A 17,374-nucleotide genomic window follows, 5' to 3' on the forward strand; every position below is an offset into this window, starting at 1 on the left:
CAGTTAGTGAGGCCAGAATTGCTGGTGCAGGGCTTCAACCGCATCGGCGACGCGAGGCCCCATTCCCAGAATCAGCGCCTGGTCTACCGCCACAATGCGCTGATTTTTCCAGGCCGCAGTGTGGGTAATACCGGCAATCGCGCTCAGACGAGCCAGATCGCCATCCACCATTTGCGACGTCACCACGATCACCTCCGGGTTGGCGGCGATCAGCGACTCTGCGCTGTAACTTTTATACTGCGCGTGGGTGGCGACATTTTGTGCGCCCGCAAGGGTCATAATGGCATCGGCAACGCTGCCCTTGCCGGCGACCTGCGGCGCGCTGCCGCCAGCGGAGAGAATGAACATGGCTTTGACCGGCGCATTTTTCGCCGCCACGCTGTGCTGAACATGATCCAGACGTTGATGCAGGCGATTGACCAGCGCTTCACCTTGTTCAGGAATGCGCAGCGTTTGAGCCAGCTCCCGAATGTTGGCGTACATCTGCTCGACGGTGGCCGGTACGCGCGGCAATGTAACGACGTTAACTTTCTGCGCCCGGAGCTGATCCAAAACGATTTGAGGGCCTGCATCCTGCCAGGTGATAAAGCTGTCTGGGTGCAGCGATAAAATGCCCTCGCTGCTTAACTGCTTCCAGTAGCCGATATGCGGGAGTGCGGCAGTTTCAGGTGGGTACGAGGTGGTTTCATCGACGCCAACCACCCGGTTGCCGACGCCCATGGCGTAAATCAGTTCGCTAAGCGAACCGCCCGCCACCACCAGGCGGTCAGCGGACTGGGCGCTGAAAACACAGGCGAGGCTCAGTAAGCCAATCATGAGTTTTTTCATCGTCAGAAATTCCACGCAAAGCCAACAGCGGCATTGAAACCAGCGTCTGGGATAGATTCATGCGCGGTTCTGTAACGCTTGTCGGTCAGGTTGTTGAGCGCGAGGTTGACCTGATACTGGTCCTGCGGACCAAACTCAGTGTTGAATGCGAGGTTTAGCGTGGCCCAGCCTGGGTAGTTTATTTCCGTGGTGCCGGTATTATCTTTAGCGCGGGACGCCGCGCGAATAAAGACATCTGACGTCACGTTAGCGACATTCATCAACCAGGTATGTTTCAGGCCAACGCGCCCGGTCAGCGTGGGTTCGCCGGTATCCCAGGTTTTTATGGTGTTGCCTTCGTATTGACGGCGAATGAGATTACCGCTCAGGTAGGGGGAAACCGCCCAGCCGTTGTATTCTGCAGTTAATTCCATGCCCCAGGTTTTGGCACGATCGATGTTGTCGTAGTAGTAATAGCCGCCGCGGGAAGAGGTGGTGTTGCCGTTGCAAACGGGTTGGCCTGAACAGGCCAGACTGGCGATATAGTCTTTGGCTTCAGAGTAATAAATGGCGCCGTCAATCAGCCACATATTCCCTTTATACCGCGCGCCCAACTCATAGTTATTCGAGTGTTCAGCCTTCAGGTTTGGGTTGCCGTAGGTAACGCTGCCGCCGGCGGATGTCTGCATGAACAACTGAGTAAGCGTGGGGAAGACATAGCCCTGGGCGTATGCAGCCCGGAGTTCAAGATCTTCAAAGCCGGAATAGCGCAGGCTGGTCGAGGTCACCAGTTCATCATCGTGAACGGAATTTCCCCCGGTGGATTGCCAGGTGGTGCCGCTGCTTTGGATAGTTTGCGTATCGTTGCGATTGAGTTTCGAAGACAGCCAGTACTGGCGTGCGCCCACGGTCCACGTCCAGTCATCGGCAAAGCGCCAGTCGTTTTGCGCGAACAGTGAGGTGTTGCTTTGTTCCGCTTCGTTATATGACAGGGTACGGGTTTGCGTATCGAAGAAGCCGGTAGCCGCGGTCTGGCGCGTACTGCCGTCCGTGTCCTGTTTTATTTTGTCATGCTGATACTGAGTGCCAATCACCAGCGTGTTGTTAGCCGGAAGGGAGATATTGCCCTGCAGCGTTACACCCTGGGTATATTGTTTGTCGTTGGTATTGGTTTGATTGCTTACCGTCAGCGCTTTAATCATCGGGCTGGGGATAATCTGGGTCGTTTTGACCCGGTTTTCAAATTTGCGCTCTATTGTCTGGGTGTATGCGTCAAAATGGATGTTCTTCAGGTAATCCCCGTCGGCCGCGTAGTCGTAGAAAAGACCGATTTTCTCGCGTTCCAGCTTAGGAATTTTGACGCTAAAGTCGTCGAACTGACCTTCGGGATCGTCAAACCAGGTTTGAGTGGATAGCTTATAACGGTCGAGTGAGAGTCCAATTTTGTGGCGATCGAGGTTGTAGCCAAGCCACACTCCCTGACCGTTATTACGGAAGTTGGTGTCGGGCAATCTTCCGTCAGGTGTATCGCGATCCCCTTGGTCGGAATAGCTGCCATTGATGCGGTAATCAAAGTTACCGATGCTTCCCCAGGCTGCCGCTGACTCTTCCCATCCTGCTGTTGCGGAGTTATAAACAGCCTTAACGCTACCCCCCAGAGGCTTATCGCCGCCTTTTTTGTAATAAAGTTCACGACGCCGCCAATTGCCTGCGAACCGTAGAGGACAGAATAAGGGCCTTTGACCACTTCAATGCGTTCCAGCGCGGATTCGTCAATCAGTAAACCGGCTCCGTAGTTTTGTCCGGCACGTTGGTAGCTGACGACCTGGCCGTCTATCAAAATCAGCACCCGTGAAGAAGCTTCGCCACGGATACGAATTTGTTTCCGACCTGCGAGAGCGTTATCGGTAACTTCGACGCCGGGGATATCTTGTAAATCATCAGCAACAGAAACGCTGGTGGAATTTTGTAGCGTCTGGCGATCGATAACCTGAATGGTTGCTGGGCTATCCCAGAGACTACTTTCTGTGCGGTTAGCCGTAACGATCACCGTATCTTCGTCGGACGTTGAACCGTGTGTTGGAGAGGTCGCTGCAAAAGTAGCGCCGGACATGCATAATGTCAGGGCTGAAAGAATAAATGGCCTTTGGTTAATCCGTGGCAACATAAGAGAACCTTTATTGAATGTAAATGATCATCATTATCATTCGCGTTTGTATATAAAATTGTTTCCCTTTGTTCAAGATGAAAGGTGCAGAACCGATGCATCTTTTGATTTGAGTCAATTTTGCGTGGTCAATAAATGCTGAAATGTGATCTGAATCGGATATAACAATGTGAATTAAAAGGATTTGTGCATCGCTGTGATGGTGGAAGATGCGCGGGGTTCTTGGGTAAAGGATTACGGCAATGTGGGCTATAATGTGGCTCAGTACCAACAAGATCAGCGGGGGAAATGTGAATATTAGCGATGTTGCGAAAAAAACCGGTTTAACCAGCAAAGCGATACGCTTTTACGAAGAAAAGGGGTTAGTGACGCCGCCGCTGCGTAGCGAAAATGGCTATCGCACATACAACCAACAGCATCTGAATGAGCTTACGCTGTTACGACAGGCACGACAGGTTGGTTTTAACCTGGAAGAGTGCGGCGAGTTGGTGAACCTGTTTAACGATCCGGCGCGTCACAGCGCAGATGTGAAAAAGCGTACGTTAGAAAAGGTGGCGGACATTGAGCGCCATATCAGCGAGCTGCAGGCTATGCGCTTGCATTTGTTGGCGCTGGCGGAGAGTTGCCCTGGCGATGACAGCGCTGAATGCCCGATTATTGATAATCTCTCCGGCTGCTGCCACCATAAAGCGAAGGCTTAACGGGGTGGCGGATTAAGCATAAACACCACCGTGCCGCGGTACCACGGTGATTTCTCAAGCTGCGCTTCAGCCTGCGGGTCCCGGCTACCGTTTTGTACCAGCCCCAGCTTAAATGGAATGCGCAGACGACTGAGGGCGGGCAGATACGCCTGATAATTCGGTACCGTGTGACGTCCCTGATAGCTCTGGACCACCAGTTCATCGACCGCCAGCGCGTTCAGCGTGGCGACGTCGCCCGTTTTTGCCCAATCCAGTAGTCCGGTTACGCCAAGTGCAAACTCGGTCGGTAGCCGTTGGCGTAACTGCTGCAGAAAGTAGGCGTAATCGGCAAGCTGATGGGTCGCCGCGTCAAAATCAACCTGCAGGCCGATGACGTGATTCCCGGCCGCCTGCCAGCGTTGCATCAAGCGTATGATGCGCGCCGGGATCTCCTCCGGTACGTCGAGTGTGGTAAAGCGCACGGTCAACCAGATAGAGGGGAAAGTCAGGCGATTAACCGGCAGTCCGAGACGCTGGAACACCACGTTACCTGAACGTACCAGGACTTCGCCCTGATGCAGATAGACTGTTTGTGCGTTTTTCAGCTCGTCACTGGCCTTCACTCCGGACCATAGCCAGAAGGCCGGATGTTCACGGGCGGCGACGATTTCCGCCGCCTGTGCCTGGCCGAGTAGCAGCGCAGTTACCAGTAGTATTTGAGTTTTTGCGCCCACGGACTTCCCGGATACTGCGTTTTCAGTTGGGTGAACCAGCCTTTACGCTGTAGTTTATCCACTTCCTCACCGCCGCACTCGTTAGAGCCTGACGGCGCATAGCACATGATGGCGCGATACAGCGCAAAGCTCTTATCTTCAACCTCTGCTTTTGGCGATGTGATCACCTGCTGGTAGTAGCTTTGCCTGTCGAACTGGCCGAACGGTTTCTTGCGCGAGATTGCTGATTCAAGCACATCGTTGCCGGAACTGTTTTTCCATAAATCAACGTGGGTTTGCGTAGTGCGGAAAAATTCGCCTAAGCAGTTCAGGGCGTGGGCATCATGCGCTTGTTTGCTCAGAACTGTTACCGTTTCATTGAGGCTGCGACAGGTATAACCGCTCTCGGCAGAGTCGCCGTTCCAGTCGAAAATACTCAGATTAACGTCATCAAACGCTTCGCCAATGACCGGCGGCGTAATGGCGCTGGCCAGTTTTCTGTCATTCAGCCAGTCGTCAAAGCGATGCTCAGTAAGATCCCGCACCAGCAGCGTATGCAGGGCGATGGTACGCTCTTCGTTATTAGGACCGTGGACGGCTTGCTGGCGCAGTAGTTCAGGCGTTGCCTGGGTTTTCAGCACCTGCGAGCGAAAGCGCAGGTTGGTTACTGCGCTTTCTGGGGCGAAAATTGCCGCCACGTCGCCGCTATAAACCAGCGTCGCGGCTAGCTTAGCCTGCACATACTGCTGCTGTTCGTTGTCCTGGCTGAGCTTCAGCAATGTCTGCCAGAAATCACGTGCCGTGGTCCATTTCTGCTGGCCCATCAGCGCTTCGCCGTACAGCACCTGTTCGCTGAAGGCCAGCGTATCGTGGGCCGGAAGTTTCTGCGCCGGGGTAACTGCCGAAATAATCGCCGCGTAGTTGCCCGTTGCCAGCCACAGATTCAGCTGCAGATCGCGCCATAGCGGCAGTTTTTGGCTCTGCTCAAACACCGGTTTGCTGGCGTCAAGCTGGGCCTGCGTCAGCGTTGGTTTATTGTTGTTATTCAGGCGCAACGCGCGCAGCAGTTCGATATAGCTGACAAGCGGCGCATCGGGGAAAGCCTCCACCACGGACTGTTCGTAGAACGCCATGCCGTAGACATTATCGTATTCGATGACGATCTCACGCAGTTGCTGTGCGTCAGCCGATTGCTGAAGCGTCTGCTCATACAACCCCGCCAATTGCGGCCACGCCTGTAAATACCAGTTGATACGACGCAGCATACCGTGCGAGGAAGCGGCGTACAGGCCTTGCGGGTAGTGTTGCAGATAGGCTTGCGCTAGCGTCTGAGCCTGAGAAGCGTCCTCGCGGTTAATTTTTGTGATATCAAAATCGCCGTACTCGCCCACGCTGTTCTGGCTGCTTTTGTTCAACGCCGCACGTATCAGCATGTATTGCGCGGTCTCAGCCAGCCACGGACGATCGCTTTTGGCTAGCTGAGCGAAATCCTGTTCGGCGCTGGCATAATCACCGGCATAAAAACTGGCGGCCGCTGCCAGATAGCTTTTGTAGGACTGAGCTGGAGAATCTGCCGGGAGAGTGGCAAGCGATGACTCAATCTGCTCGCGGGTTGCCCCGGATAACAGTCCTGTACGCGCCTGGGCCAGGGCCTGACGCTGATTTGCCGTTAACGTTGAGTCGGCCAGCAGTGCGGCAAAAAACGCGCTGACGCTCGCGGTATTATTCGAAACATGACGGTTCTCAAGCTCAGCGTCGTTGACGTTTATTTCGTCTGCGCTAATGTTCAGTTCGGCTATCTGTCGGGACAGGGGGCTGTCTTCAGCAGATACCTGCGCTGCGGCTGGCTGCGGGGCAATGTCATCCCACTGCGGATGATACGCAAAATAGAAATCGCGGGAGCGGGTGATGTCCGCCGGCATCGACTGCACCGGCAGAGCAAATGATTTCTCCTGGCTCAGCAGCCGCAGCAGGTTATCACGGCTGTCGTTTTCCGGATTGAAGGTGGGCGTGCCTTTCAGCAGGCAGCTGTCGTCGCTCCATTTGCAGTCTTCCATATCGAAAGAGGCGAATACCTGCGGGGCGGCGACCAATAATGAGCAAAGGGCAAAGGCAAGGGGTGTCTTCCTGACCATAGTCTTATTTCCTGTCTTTTCAGTGTGATACCGCTGTAATAATCAGGGTAATTCCCTCAACGGCAATGACTTCAACCTGCGTTCCGGCGCTCAAATCGTCGCGGGCGCTGACGGGCCATGAGCTGTCGCCGACGCGCATATGTCCGCGGCCATTGACCAGGGCAGTTTCCAGAATAAATCGACGGCCAACCAACTGCTGCCCGCGCTGGTTAAGATGGCTGTCGGCGGGTTTCTGATCTTGTACGCGCCTTGCCAGCCACTTCCACCACAGCCAGGCCGCCAGCAGGGTGAGTACGGCGAACATCGCCCCCTGCCACGCCCAGTCAAGCGGGATAAGCCACACCACCAGGCCGGTAATCACCGCCGCCACGCCGCTCCACAGCAGATAGCCGTTACCGCCCAGCATCTCGGCGGCGAGTAGCAGACCGCCGAGGCTGAGCCAGAAGATGTGCGGGTGCACCAGAATCATCGCTATCATGATTTTTTCCGTTCGCTGGCGCTGTCTTTCACCAGTTCGGCGATCCCGGCAATGGACCCCATCAGGCTGCTGGCATCCAGCGGCATCATCACCACTTTGCTGTTATTCGACGAACCGATGTGCTGCAGCGCTTCGGTGTATTTCTGCGCCACGAAGTAGTTCACGGCCTGAATATCCCCGGCTGCAATGGCCTCCGAAACCATCTGCGTCGCGCGGGCCTCGGCTTCTGCGGAACGTTCACGCGCTTCGGCCTGTAAAAATGCCGACTGGCGTTCACCTTCCGCTTTGAGGATTTTCGACTGCTTCTCACCTTCGGCCTTGACGATTTCTGCCTGACGGATCCCTTCCGCTTCAAGAATATAGGCACGCTTGGTACGTTCGGCTTTCATCTGCGCGTTCATGGCGTCGATAAGTTCTGCTGGGGGACGCACATCGCGGATTTCAATACGGGTGATTTTGATGCCCCAGGGATTCGTGGCCTCATCAACGATATGCAGCAGGCGCGTGTTGATGTTGTCGCGCTGGGAGAGCATTTCATCGAGTTCCATCGAGCCGAGAACGGTACGAATGTTGGTCATGGTCAGGTTGATGATCGCCAGTTCCAGGTTGCTGACCTCATAAGCCGCTTTTGGCGCGTCGATCACCTGAATAAAGCAGACGGCATCAATCGCGACGTTGGCGTTGTCTTTGGAGATGACTTCCTGAGAGGGGATATCAAGCACCTGTTCCATCATGTTGATCTTACGACCGATACGGTCCATGAACGGTACAACAAGGCTTAAACCCGGTTGCAGGGTTTTGGTGTAACGGCCAAAACGCTCGACCGTCCACTGATATCCCTGCGGGACGATTTTGACGCCAGCACCGACGATGACCAGCGCGACAAAAATGAGAATAGGAATAAAAATGAGCATTGATGAAACCTCCTGTTGTGTTGTCCTTTACTGCCTCATTAGTCAAATTATACCCGATTTATCAAGGTGGGCTCCCCTATAATAAATTACAGGGATAGACTGTCTGCACGAAAGAGGTAAAAAAGGGATTGGTAATGGAAGAAAGCAGCATTCTGCTTCAGTTAAAAAATGTCGCATGGCAGGCAGGGGCGACGCAGGTTCTCAATAACATCTGTTTTAATCTCCGGGCCGGAGAATTTAAGCTGATTACCGGCCAGTCTGGTTGCGGTAAAAGTACGTTACTCAAGATAGTGGCGTCATTAATTAGCCCGACTGCCGGTGAAATTCTCTTTGAGGGCAAGGAGATAAACACTCTTAAGCCTGAAACATATCGCCAGCAGGTCTCTTATTGTGCGCAAACGCCCGCGTTGTTTGGTGACACCGTTTACGACAACCTCATTTTCCCCTGGCAAATCCGCGATAAACGTCCGGATCCGGATGTGTTTCTTGCCGATCTGGCCCGTTTTGAGCTACCCGAAACGATCCTCAAAAAAAACATCAATGAGCTGTCTGGCGGCGAAAAGCAACGCGTCTCGTTAATTCGTAATTTACAGTTTCTGCCAAAAATCCTGCTGCTTGATGAAATTACCAGCGCGCTGGATGAAGCCAATAAACGGAATGTGAACGAATTAATTCACCACTATGTTCGCGATAAGAATATTGCTGTGCTGTGGGTGACGCACGACAAAGATGAAATTAATCATGCGGATAATGTCATAACCCTTCAACCGCACGCCGGGGAAATGCAGGAAGTCAGCAATGAACGAGCATAATATTACCAATGAATCACTGGCGTTAGCGATGATGCTGGTGGTGGTCGCGATACTGATCAGCAACAAAGAAAAACTGGCGCTGGAAAAAGATATTCTCTGGAGCGTTTGCCGGGCGGTGGTTCAGCTTATTATCGTTGGTTATGTGCTGAAATATATTTTCGGCGTTAACCACAGCATTCTGACCTTATTGATGGTGCTGTTTATCTGTTTCAACGCGGCCTATAACGCGCAAAAGCGCAGTAAATATATTGATAAAGCTTTTCTCTCGTCATTTATCGCCATCACGGCGGGGGCGGGGTTAACGCTGGCGGTGCTGGTTCTGTCAGGCTCTATCGAGTTTACCCCAATGCAGGTGATCCCAATTTCCGGCATGATTGCAGGCAATGCGATGGTTGCGGTAGGGCTGTGTTACAACAATCTGGGGCAGCGGTTTAACAGCGAACAGCAGCAAATTCAGGAAAAACTCAGCCTCGGTGCGACGCCGAAAGTGGCCTCCGCGCCGCTGATTCGCGACAGTATTCGCGCTTCGCTGATCCCGACGATCGATTCAGCGAAGACCGTGGGACTGGTGAGTTTACCGGGGATGATGTCCGGGTTGATCTTTGCAGGTATTGATCCGGTAAAAGCGATTAAGTATCAGATTATGGTGACGTTTATGCTGCTTTCGACCGCCAGTCTGTCAACCATTATCGCCTGCTACCTGACCTATCGGAAGTTCTATAATTCACGTCACCAGCTGGTGGTGACGCATTTGAAAAAAACCTAATGGAGTACCGGATGGCGCGGGCCTACGGGGAGATTGTAGGCCCGATTAGCACAAGCGCCATCAGGCAAATGCAGCGGATTAGTACAACAGCGCGTACAGCTGGCGGCGGTATTTCGAGGCCAGCGCATCGCCGGTGCCCAGTGCGGCAAGGATCTCCTGGAAGGTTTTACGCGCCTGACCGTCGGCTGCAGTGAGATCTTTCTTCAGGTGACTGAACAGCAATTCCAGCGATTCCTCGTTACGTCCAACCTGGTGTAACTGAATGGCCAGTTGAGTTGCCAGCGCCGCATCCTGTGGATTGCTGGCGACCTGCTGCTGCAACTGTTGGATTTCAGGCGTATCAGCCGCCTGCTTCAGCAGTTCGATCTGTGCCACCAGGCCCTGATAACGGGTGTCCTGATCCTGCAATGGGATAGTTTTCAGCACCGCTTCAGCTTCGTCTGAACGGTTCAGGGCGATTTGCGTTTCCGCCAACAGCAGGCCAATTTCGCTGCTCTGGTTGGAGATCTGCCAGGCTTCTTTCAGCAGCGGCAGCGCATCAGCGTGATTGCCGGCTTCGATGAACTCGATCGCCTGGCGCGCTTTCAGCTCTTCCTCGCTCGGTAACACTTTCTCCAGCAGCGCGCGAATAACTTCTTCCGGCTGCGGGCCCTGGAATCCATCTACCGGCTGACCGTTCTGGAACAGATAAACCGTGGGGATCGCGCGCAGACCAAACTGGGAGGCGATCATCTGCTCGGCGTCGCAATCTAACTTGGCGAGAATAAACTGACCGTTGTACTGAGCAACAAGGCTCTCCAGTACCGGCGTTAATTGCAGACAATGCTGGCTGCGCTCAGACCAAAAATAGAACAGGACCGGCGTGGTCATCGACTGTTCAAGGGTCTGCTGGAGGTTCGATTCGTTAATGTTAACAATATTCTGTGTGGACATGGAGTTACTCTCTTTTGTCGATTTCTTGTTACATGGGGGCTGACGCGCGTGCTTCAACTCAACCGTGTAAAATTTTGTCCATTATGCGGCCTGGCAACAGGCGCTTCAGTAGCATAACTGCCCAGGTCACCAGCGTAACCGGATAACGCAGCTTTGGTTTGTCGCTCTCAAACGCATGACGCACTTTGGCGACAACCGCTTGTGGCCCCAGCGTAAAACGCGCGGCAATTCCGGGGTTTTCCACGGGAGCATCGCTCTGGGTCTGGTTGACGTTTTCGGTAAAGCGGGTGCGAATAGGGCCTGGCTCAATCAGGCTGACCTTAATCCCGCTGTGGCGCAGCTCCATACGCAGCGCGTCGGACCAGGCTTCCAGCGCATATTTGCTGGCGGCATAGGCCCCGCGCCCCGGCGTTGAGATCAATCCCATTACCGACGAGGTCATCACAATTCGTCCTTCGCCGTGGGGTAGCATGGCGGGTAACAAGCGCATGGTAAGCTGATGTGCGCCGAAGAAGTTGGCGGAAAACTGCTGTTCCATCTGCTCGCGGCTGATGGTGGGCAGTGGGCCATAGACGCCGTATCCGGCGTTGTTAAAGATCCCATACAAACGATTATCGGTCAGGGCGATCACCGCATCAGCCGCGCGATCTACGCTCTCGGGTGAATCCAGATCCAGCAATATGCCGGTGAATCCCATGCTGTTCATACGCGCCACATCGTCAGGTTTGCGACAGCCTGCCAGAATTTGAAAACCCTGGCGCTTTAGCTCAAGCGCGCTTTCCAGACCGATTCCGCTGGAACATCCTGTTATTAAGACCGATTTTTGCATAACTTTACCTGTCAGGATCTCCGTTGTTTTACGAGTCGTGATTTACTAGAGGTGTGAGATGTTGCGCCATCCAGTCGGCAATAAACGGCTGGGCGTCACGGTTAGGATGAATACCATCATCCTGCATCCACTGGGGTTTCAGATAAACCTCTTCCATAAAAAAGGGCAGCAGAGGTATATCAAACTCTTTGGCGAGTTTTGGATAAATCGCGCTAAAGCTTTCATTATAACGGCGACCGTAGTTTGCCGGCAGACGAATTTGCATCAGCAGCGGTTCGGCATTTGCTGCTTTCACATCCTGCAGAATCGTGCGCAGGGTTTGTTCGGTTTGCGCAGGCGAAAATCCGCGCAGACCGTCGTTGCCGCCAAGTTCGACCAGCACCCAGCGCGGCTGGTGCTGCTTCAGTAATGCAGGCAGACGGGCCAGACCCTGCTGCGAGGTGTCGCCGCTAATACTGGCATTCACCACCGGCGTTTTGGTTTGCCATTTATCATTAAGTAGCGCAGGCCACGCGGCGCTGGCGGACATACGGTATCCGGCGCTCAGGCTGTCACCCAGAATTAATAACGTGTCCGCTGCGGCGGCGCGGAAAGTTAACAGGACCAGGAACAGGAAAGGCCAATGCCAGCGGAAAACATTGTTGAAGTTCATCATCTTAAGAAATCCGTCGGTCAGGGTGATCATGAGCTATCCATCCTTACCGGAGTTGAACTGGTTGTCAAACGCGCCGAGACCATTGCGCTGATTGGCGAGTCGGGTTCAGGAAAATCCACACTGCTGGCGATCCTCGCCGGGCTGGACGATGGCACCAGCGGTGAAGTCAGCCTGGTGGGGCAGGCGCTGCACACCATGGATGAAGAAGCCCGGGCACAGCTGCGGGCGCGACACGTGGGTTTTGTCTTCCAGTCATTCATGTTAATTCCGACCCTTAACGCGCTGGAAAACGTCGAGTTGCCCGCGTTGTTGCGCGGCGAAAACAGCGGAAAAAGTCGCGACGGGGCAAAAACGTTGCTGGAGCAACTGGGGCTGGGAAAACGTCTTGATCATCTTCCGGCCCAGCTTTCCGGTGGGGAGCAGCAGCGCGTGGCGCTGGCGCGGGCGTTTAACGGTCGTCCTGACGTGCTGTTTGCCGATGAACCGACGGGCAATCTGGACCGCCAGACCGGAGACAAAATCGCCGACCTGCTGTTTTCTCTGAACCGGGAACATGGCACCACCCTGATTCTGGTGACCCATGATTCTCAACTGGCGGCGCGTTGCGATCGGCGTTTACGCCTGGTGAACGGACAGTTGCAGGAGGAGGCATGATTGCACGCTGGTTCTGGCGCGAATGGCGCTCGCCTTCATTACTGATTGTCTGGCTGGCGCTGAGCCTGGCCGTGGCCTGCGTGCTGGCGCTGGGCAATATCAGCGATCGTATGGAAAAGGGGCTGAGCCAGCAAAGCCGTGAGTTTATGGCGGGAGATCGGTCGCTACAAAGTTCGCGTACCGTGCCGAAAGCGTGGATTGACGAGGCGCGACAGCGTGGCCTGAAAGTGGGCGAACAGCTGACCTTTGCCACTATGACCTTTGCCCAGGATACGCCGCAGTTGGCGAACGTCAAAGCGGTGGATGATGTGTATCCGATGTATGGCACGTTGCAAACCAATCCGCCGGGACTGAAACCTCAGCCAGGCTCGGTGTTGCTGGCTCCGCGTCTGATGGCGTTGCTGAACTTAAAAATCGGTGATTCCATCGATGTGGGTGATGCCACGCTGCGCATCGCCGGGGAAGTGGTGCAGGAGCCGGACGCCGGTTTTAATCCGTTCCAGATAGCGCCGCGCCTGATGATGAACATGGCGGATGTCGAAAAAACGGCGGCGGTCCAGCCGGGGAGCCGGGTGACCTGGCGCTATAAATTTGGCGGGACACCGCAGCAACTGGAAGCCTATGAAAAATGGCTGCTCCCGCAGTTAAAGCCTGAACAGCGCTGGTATGGGCTGGAGCAGGATGAAGGGGCGCTGGGGAAATCACTGGAGCGTTCGCAACAGTTCCTGCTGCTGTCGGCGCTGCTAACCCTGCTGCTGGCGGTCGCTGCGGTTGCCGTGGCGATGAGCCATTACTGCCGCAGTCGTTACGATCTGGTGGCTATTCTGAAAACCCTTGGCGCGGGCAGAGCACAGTTGCGCAGGCTAATTGTTGGTCAATGGCTGATGGTGCTGGTGCTGTCTGGCGTGACCGGAGGGTTATTCGGGCTGTTGTTTGAACGCGTGCTGGTGGTATTACTTAAGCCGGTACTGCCTGGCGAACTGCCGCCTGCCAGTCCCTGGCCGTGGCTATGGGCATTAGGCACCATGACGGTCATTTCTCTGCTGGTGGGGTTACGCCCTTACCGTTTGCTGCTGGCGACCCAGCCACTGCGGGTACTGCGCCGTGACGTGGTGGCAAACGTCTGGCCGCTGAAGTTTTATTTGCCGGTGGTATTGATAGTCGTGATTGCCCTGCTCGCCGGACTGATGGGCGGAAGTCCGCTGCTGTGGGCTGTGCTGGCCGGAGCGGTAGTGCTGGCGCTTTTGTGCGGGGTGCTCGGCTGGATGCTGCTCAACGTGCTGCGTGGCCTGACGCTCACCTCGCTGCCGCTGCGTTTAGCGGTCAGTCGGCTGTTGCGCCAGCCGTGGTCAACGCTCAGTCAGCTGTCGGCATTTTCGCTTTCCTTTATGTTGCTGGCGCTGCTGCTGGTATTGCGTGGCGACCTGCTCGACCGCTGGCAGCAGCAAATGCCGCCGGAAAGCCCGAACTATTTTCTCATCAACATTGCCACCGAACAGGTGGTTCCACTCAAGGCTTTCCTGGCTGAGCATCAGGTGATCCCGGAATCGTTCTATCCGATTGTGCGGGCGCGTCTGACGGCGATCAATGAGAAGCCGACCGAAGGCAATCACGATGAGGCGCTGAACCGTGAGCTTAATCTGACCTGGCAGGATACCCGACCGGATCATAACCCGATCGTTGCCGGAAGCTGGCCGCCAAAAGCGGGCGAAGTCTCGATGGAAGAGGGGCTGGCGAAACGGCTGAACGTCAAACTTGGCGATCGGGTGACCTTTATGGGCGATACCCAGGATTTCAGCGCCACGGTCAGCAGTCTGCGCAAAGTGGACTGGGAAAGCCTGCGCCCCAACTTCTTCTTTATCTTTCCCTCCGGCGCGCTGGACGCTCAGCCGCAAAGCTGGTTAACCAGCTTTCGCTGGGAGAACGGCAACGGCATGCTGACGCAGCTTAACCGCGAATTCCCGACTATCAGCCTGCTGGATATTGGTGCAATCCTCAAACAGGTGAGCCAGGTTCTGGAGCAGGTGAGCCGGGCACTGGAGGTGATGGTGGTGCTGGTTACCGCTTGCGGTATGTTGCTGCTATTGGCGCAGGTCCAGGTCGGAATGCGTCAGCGTCATCAGGAACTGGTGGTCTGGCGCACGCTGGGCGCGGGTAAGAAGCTGCTGCGTACCACGCTATGGTGCGAGTTCGCCATGCTCGGGATGGTCGCCGGACTGGTGGCTGCTATCGGCGCGGAAACCGCACTGGCGGTGCTGCAAACCCGAGTGTTTGATTTTCCGTGGGAGCCAGACTGGCGACTGTGGGTCGTGTTGCCGCTTTGTGGGGCATTGTTGCTCTCGTTATGCGGCGGATGGCTCGGTTCACGTCTGCTAAAAGGCAAAGCGCTGTTCCGTCAATTCAGTAGTTAATTTATATTCGTGATGATTACGCACCGGTTTTTTAAATCGGTGCGTTTTTTTATCTATGTAGCACAAATTGATAACTCATTGATATTTAACAGCACAGAACAATAAAAACCCGACAACACGAGTGTATTAATAAACGTTAATATTTGCATGCTGAATAATTGGCAGGCTATCTATCAAGGTACAAATAATGACTATAAAAAAAACGGCGCTGGCGGTATCGATCGGCGCAGCAGTGGCATTAACGACGTTCGCCTCCCAGGCGGAAATCACAGTCCTGAAACAAGATCCACAGGCGGGCAACCCGCTGAGCCGTCTTAACTTCACCGTCGGCGGGAGTATTCGTCCGCAGTTCCAGAATATGGCTGGTGACGATGGTAAGAATGGCTACAAACGTAATGGCTTCGACGGTGGGACGCGTTTCCGCTTCGCCGCTGATTACTATCTGTTTGATGACATCAGCTGGGTGAGTTATTACGAGCTGGGCGTTAACTTCCCGGCAATGTTCAACTGGGATAATCACTATGCTAACGGCGCCAACGATACCACGCGTCGTATGTTGTACACCGGTCTGAAGAGCGCGACCTGGGGTACGCTGACCTTCGGTCAACAGAACAGCATTTACTATGATGTGGTTGGTGCGAAAACGGATATCTGGGACTACGACATGATCGGTCAGGCACCAGGTAACGGTATCAATGGCGACTATGACGGTTCCTATCGTACGCGTAAATCACTGAAGTATAAGAAAACGGTTGGCGATGTTGATCTCTACGCGTCTTATCTGTTCAGCGATGATTACAACCCGAACAACGGTCTGCGCTACAAGCGTAAAGGCGGTGGCTCGCTGGGTGTGGATTATCACATCACCGATGACCTGACCTGGGGTACGGCGTGGAACTACACCCGCGCGGAAATGCGTGGCGACACCAGCAAAACCTACGATCAAAACATCGTCGGTACCGCGCTGAGCTGGAAACCGGACAACTGGACCTTCTCGATGGGCGGCGGTTGGTATCAAAACTTCATGACCACCAAAAAAGTCTCTGTTAACGATTACTTTGCCGGTGATGCCTGGGGTCTGGAATACTTCGCGGGTTACACCTTCCCGGTTGGTCAGTATGCGCTGAAATCCGTTCAACCCTACGTTATGGGCGACCGTATTGAATACGTGAATGGTCGTAACTACCTGCGTACCGACAATGGTGTGGGTATCAGCTTCCAGCTGGACTACGGTTTCCGTGTGGATTACGAACACGTCTTCACCTCCAGCACCGACAATCTGGGTGATATGAACCTGGTTCGTCTGCGTTACGATTTCTAAGTCAATTTCCCTGCCAAAACCGGATAACCAGAAGGTTATCCGGTTTTTTACTATCCTTTGCTGAAAAACACATTAGTACCTTCAACGTACATTCAACGACATATCCCGCAACATCATGAAATAATTTCAAGGACAGCAGGTTGTGATCTGTGTCATGTTAACAATCAGCCTGTTAACAGGCCAACAAGAACAACGCCGCAAGAACGGCGTGAGACATGACACCACAACGTTAAAATGGAGAAATTATGGGATTGCGTCAGAGTTTACGCGTCGCGACCGGAGCGCTGTTACTGGCCTGTGGATTACAACTTGCTCATGCGAACAGTGACCCGCATACCATCGTGTTTGGCGTCGCACCTGGTCCGTACGGCGATATGGTGAAACAGGCCATTGCCCCTACGCTGAAAGAGAAAGGCTATAAGGTAGTGGTGCGCGAATTCAGCGACTACGTGCAGCCGAACATGGCGCTTTCCAACGGCAGTATTGATGCCAACTTGTTCCAGCACTCGCTCTACTTTGACAAATTCACCGCTGATAAAGGACTGAAGCTGAGCAAGCTGATTGTGGTCCCGACGGCCGGGATGGGTTTTTACTCACATAAAATCAAAAGCCTGGATGAGTTAAAAAAAGGGGATGTGATCACGCTTTCCAATGATCCAACCAACCTGGCTCGCGGTCTGCGTTTCCTGCAGTCTATTGGCCTTATTACCATCAAAGACACTATCGATCCGACTAAAGCCTCTGAGCGCGATATCGCCAGCAACCCGAAAGGGCTGGTGTTTAAACCGCTGGAAGCGGCACAACTGCCGCGTACCCTGGACGGTGTGACCGGCGCGCTGGTCAACGGTAACTTTGCCGTGGCGGCGAAACTGGATCTCGCCAGCGCCATCAAGCAAGAGCATCTTGACGAAAATCTGAAAAATATCATAGCGGTACGCAGTGAAGATGCGGATAAACCGTTCGCGAAAGATATTGTGGCGGCGGTGAAATCTCCGGCGTATCGCGCGGTAATCGACGATCCGCAAAATATCTACAGCGCCTTCCAGAAACCGGAATGGATGTCGGCAGCCCAATAATCGCTGCGCACAAGGTTAACAGG

15 protein-coding genes and 1 pseudogene are annotated in these 17,374 nt (G+C 54.2%); 7 read left to right on the plus strand and 9 right to left on the minus strand.

The features are described from left to right. Window positions 1-3 precede the first annotated feature (3 nt). Together B9P82_RS16355 and B9P82_RS16360 are read right to left on the minus strand one after the other, a co-directional pair. On the minus strand, window positions 4-828 hold the full coding sequence (locus B9P82_RS16355; protein ID WP_101700627.1) for a heme/hemin ABC transporter substrate-binding protein: 825 nt from the start codon (window positions 826-828) through the stop codon (window positions 4-6). A 2-nt stretch (window positions 829-830) separates the two neighbouring features. Then, window positions 831-2,974, minus strand: a pseudogene (locus B9P82_RS16360) (TonB-dependent receptor plug domain-containing protein). 290 nt (window positions 2,975-3,264) lie between these two features. Here B9P82_RS16360 and cueR point away from each other — a divergent pair. Then, complete coding sequence (gene cueR, locus B9P82_RS16365) at window positions 3,265-3,675, plus strand: Cu(I)-responsive transcriptional regulator (RefSeq protein WP_029139441.1); 411 nt, start codon at window positions 3,265-3,267, stop codon at window positions 3,673-3,675. On the opposite strand, the gene B9P82_RS16370 is transcribed toward cueR, so the two are convergent. Genes B9P82_RS16370 through B9P82_RS16385 form a run of 4 tightly spaced genes read right to left on the minus strand, consistent with a single transcriptional unit; the run spans window position 3,672 to window position 7,894 of the window. Next, a complete protein-coding gene (locus B9P82_RS16370) occupies window positions 3,672-4,388 on the minus strand; it encodes a DUF3142 domain-containing protein (protein WP_016155890.1) in 717 nt (238 codons plus the stop codon). The two genes, cueR and B9P82_RS16370, sit on opposite strands and share 4 nt — an antisense overlap. Continuing rightward, window positions 4,358-6,502, minus strand: coding sequence for a PA5441 family protein (locus B9P82_RS16375; protein ID WP_053389380.1), 2,145 nt, complete (start codon window positions 6,500-6,502; stop codon window positions 4,358-4,360). Before B9P82_RS16375 ends, B9P82_RS16370 begins: the two co-directional genes overlap by 31 nt. Before the next feature lie 19 nt (window positions 6,503-6,521). Next, window positions 6,522-6,980, minus strand: coding sequence for an NfeD family protein (locus B9P82_RS16380; protein ID WP_016152105.1), 459 nt, complete (start codon window positions 6,978-6,980; stop codon window positions 6,522-6,524). Beyond that, complete coding sequence (locus B9P82_RS16385; protein WP_003021835.1) at window positions 6,977-7,894, minus strand: SPFH domain-containing protein; 918 nt, start codon at window positions 7,892-7,894, stop codon at window positions 6,977-6,979. The genes B9P82_RS16380 and B9P82_RS16385 overlap by 4 nt, the downstream gene beginning before the upstream one ends. A gap of 134 nt (window positions 7,895-8,028) precedes the next feature. Here B9P82_RS16385 and fetA point away from each other — a divergent pair, with 134 nt between their 5' ends. After that, window positions 8,029-8,706 (plus strand): iron efflux ABC transporter ATP-binding subunit FetA, encoded by a 678-nt coding sequence (fetA, locus tag B9P82_RS16390; protein ID WP_019076194.1) that lies wholly within the window; start codon window positions 8,029-8,031, stop codon window positions 8,704-8,706. Beyond that, a complete protein-coding gene (gene fetB / locus B9P82_RS16395) occupies window positions 8,693-9,472 on the plus strand; it encodes an iron efflux ABC transporter permease subunit FetB (protein ID WP_047358028.1) in 780 nt (259 codons plus the stop codon). The genes fetA and fetB overlap by 14 nt, the downstream gene beginning before the upstream one ends. A 78-nt stretch (window positions 9,473-9,550) precedes the next feature. On the opposite strand, the gene B9P82_RS16400 is transcribed toward fetB, so the two are convergent. From B9P82_RS16400 to tesA, 3 genes are read right to left on the minus strand one after another with little or no spacing between them, the layout of a single operon-like run. Next, a complete protein-coding gene (locus B9P82_RS16400; RefSeq protein WP_016152110.1) occupies window positions 9,551-10,405 on the minus strand; it encodes a co-chaperone YbbN in 855 nt (284 codons plus the stop codon). Between the two features lie 58 nt (window positions 10,406-10,463). Beyond that, window positions 10,464-11,234: an SDR family oxidoreductase gene (locus B9P82_RS16405; RefSeq protein WP_094760906.1), complete on the minus strand. Its 771-nt coding sequence runs from the start codon at window positions 11,232-11,234 to the stop codon at window positions 10,464-10,466. Window positions 11,235-11,262: 28 nt separating this feature from the next. Continuing rightward, the gene (gene tesA, locus B9P82_RS16410; RefSeq protein WP_101700628.1) at window positions 11,263-11,889 is read right to left on the minus strand and encodes a multifunctional acyl-CoA thioesterase I/protease I/lysophospholipase L1; all 627 of its coding nucleotides are present in this window, start codon (window positions 11,887-11,889) and stop codon (window positions 11,263-11,265) included. Here tesA and ybbA point away from each other — a divergent pair. The 4 genes from ybbA (at window position 11,857) to B9P82_RS16430 (ending at window position 17,351) form a co-directional block, all read left to right on the plus strand. Then, window positions 11,857-12,543 (plus strand): putative ABC transporter ATP-binding protein YbbA, encoded by a 687-nt coding sequence (ybbA, locus tag B9P82_RS16415; protein WP_016152113.1) that lies wholly within the window; start codon window positions 11,857-11,859, stop codon window positions 12,541-12,543. The genes tesA and ybbA overlap by 33 nt on opposite strands. Beyond that, complete coding sequence (ybbP, locus tag B9P82_RS16420; protein ID WP_101700629.1) at window positions 12,540-14,954, plus strand: putative ABC transporter permease subunit YbbP; 2,415 nt, start codon at window positions 12,540-12,542, stop codon at window positions 14,952-14,954. Before ybbA ends, ybbP begins: the two co-directional genes overlap by 4 nt. Window positions 14,955-15,141: 187 nt before the next feature. Beyond that, window positions 15,142-16,275 (plus strand): porin, encoded by a 1,134-nt coding sequence (locus B9P82_RS16425; RefSeq protein ID WP_016152115.1) that lies wholly within the window; start codon window positions 15,142-15,144, stop codon window positions 16,273-16,275. Window positions 16,276-16,520: 245 nt separating this feature from the next. Next, window positions 16,521-17,351, plus strand: coding sequence for a MetQ/NlpA family ABC transporter substrate-binding protein (locus B9P82_RS16430; protein WP_016152116.1), 831 nt, complete (start codon window positions 16,521-16,523; stop codon window positions 17,349-17,351). Window positions 17,352-17,374: the final 23 nt, after the last annotated feature.

The organism is Citrobacter sp. L55 (assembly GCF_002850715.1).
Classification (GTDB): Bacteria; Pseudomonadota; Gammaproteobacteria; order Enterobacterales; family Enterobacteriaceae; genus Citrobacter; species Citrobacter braakii.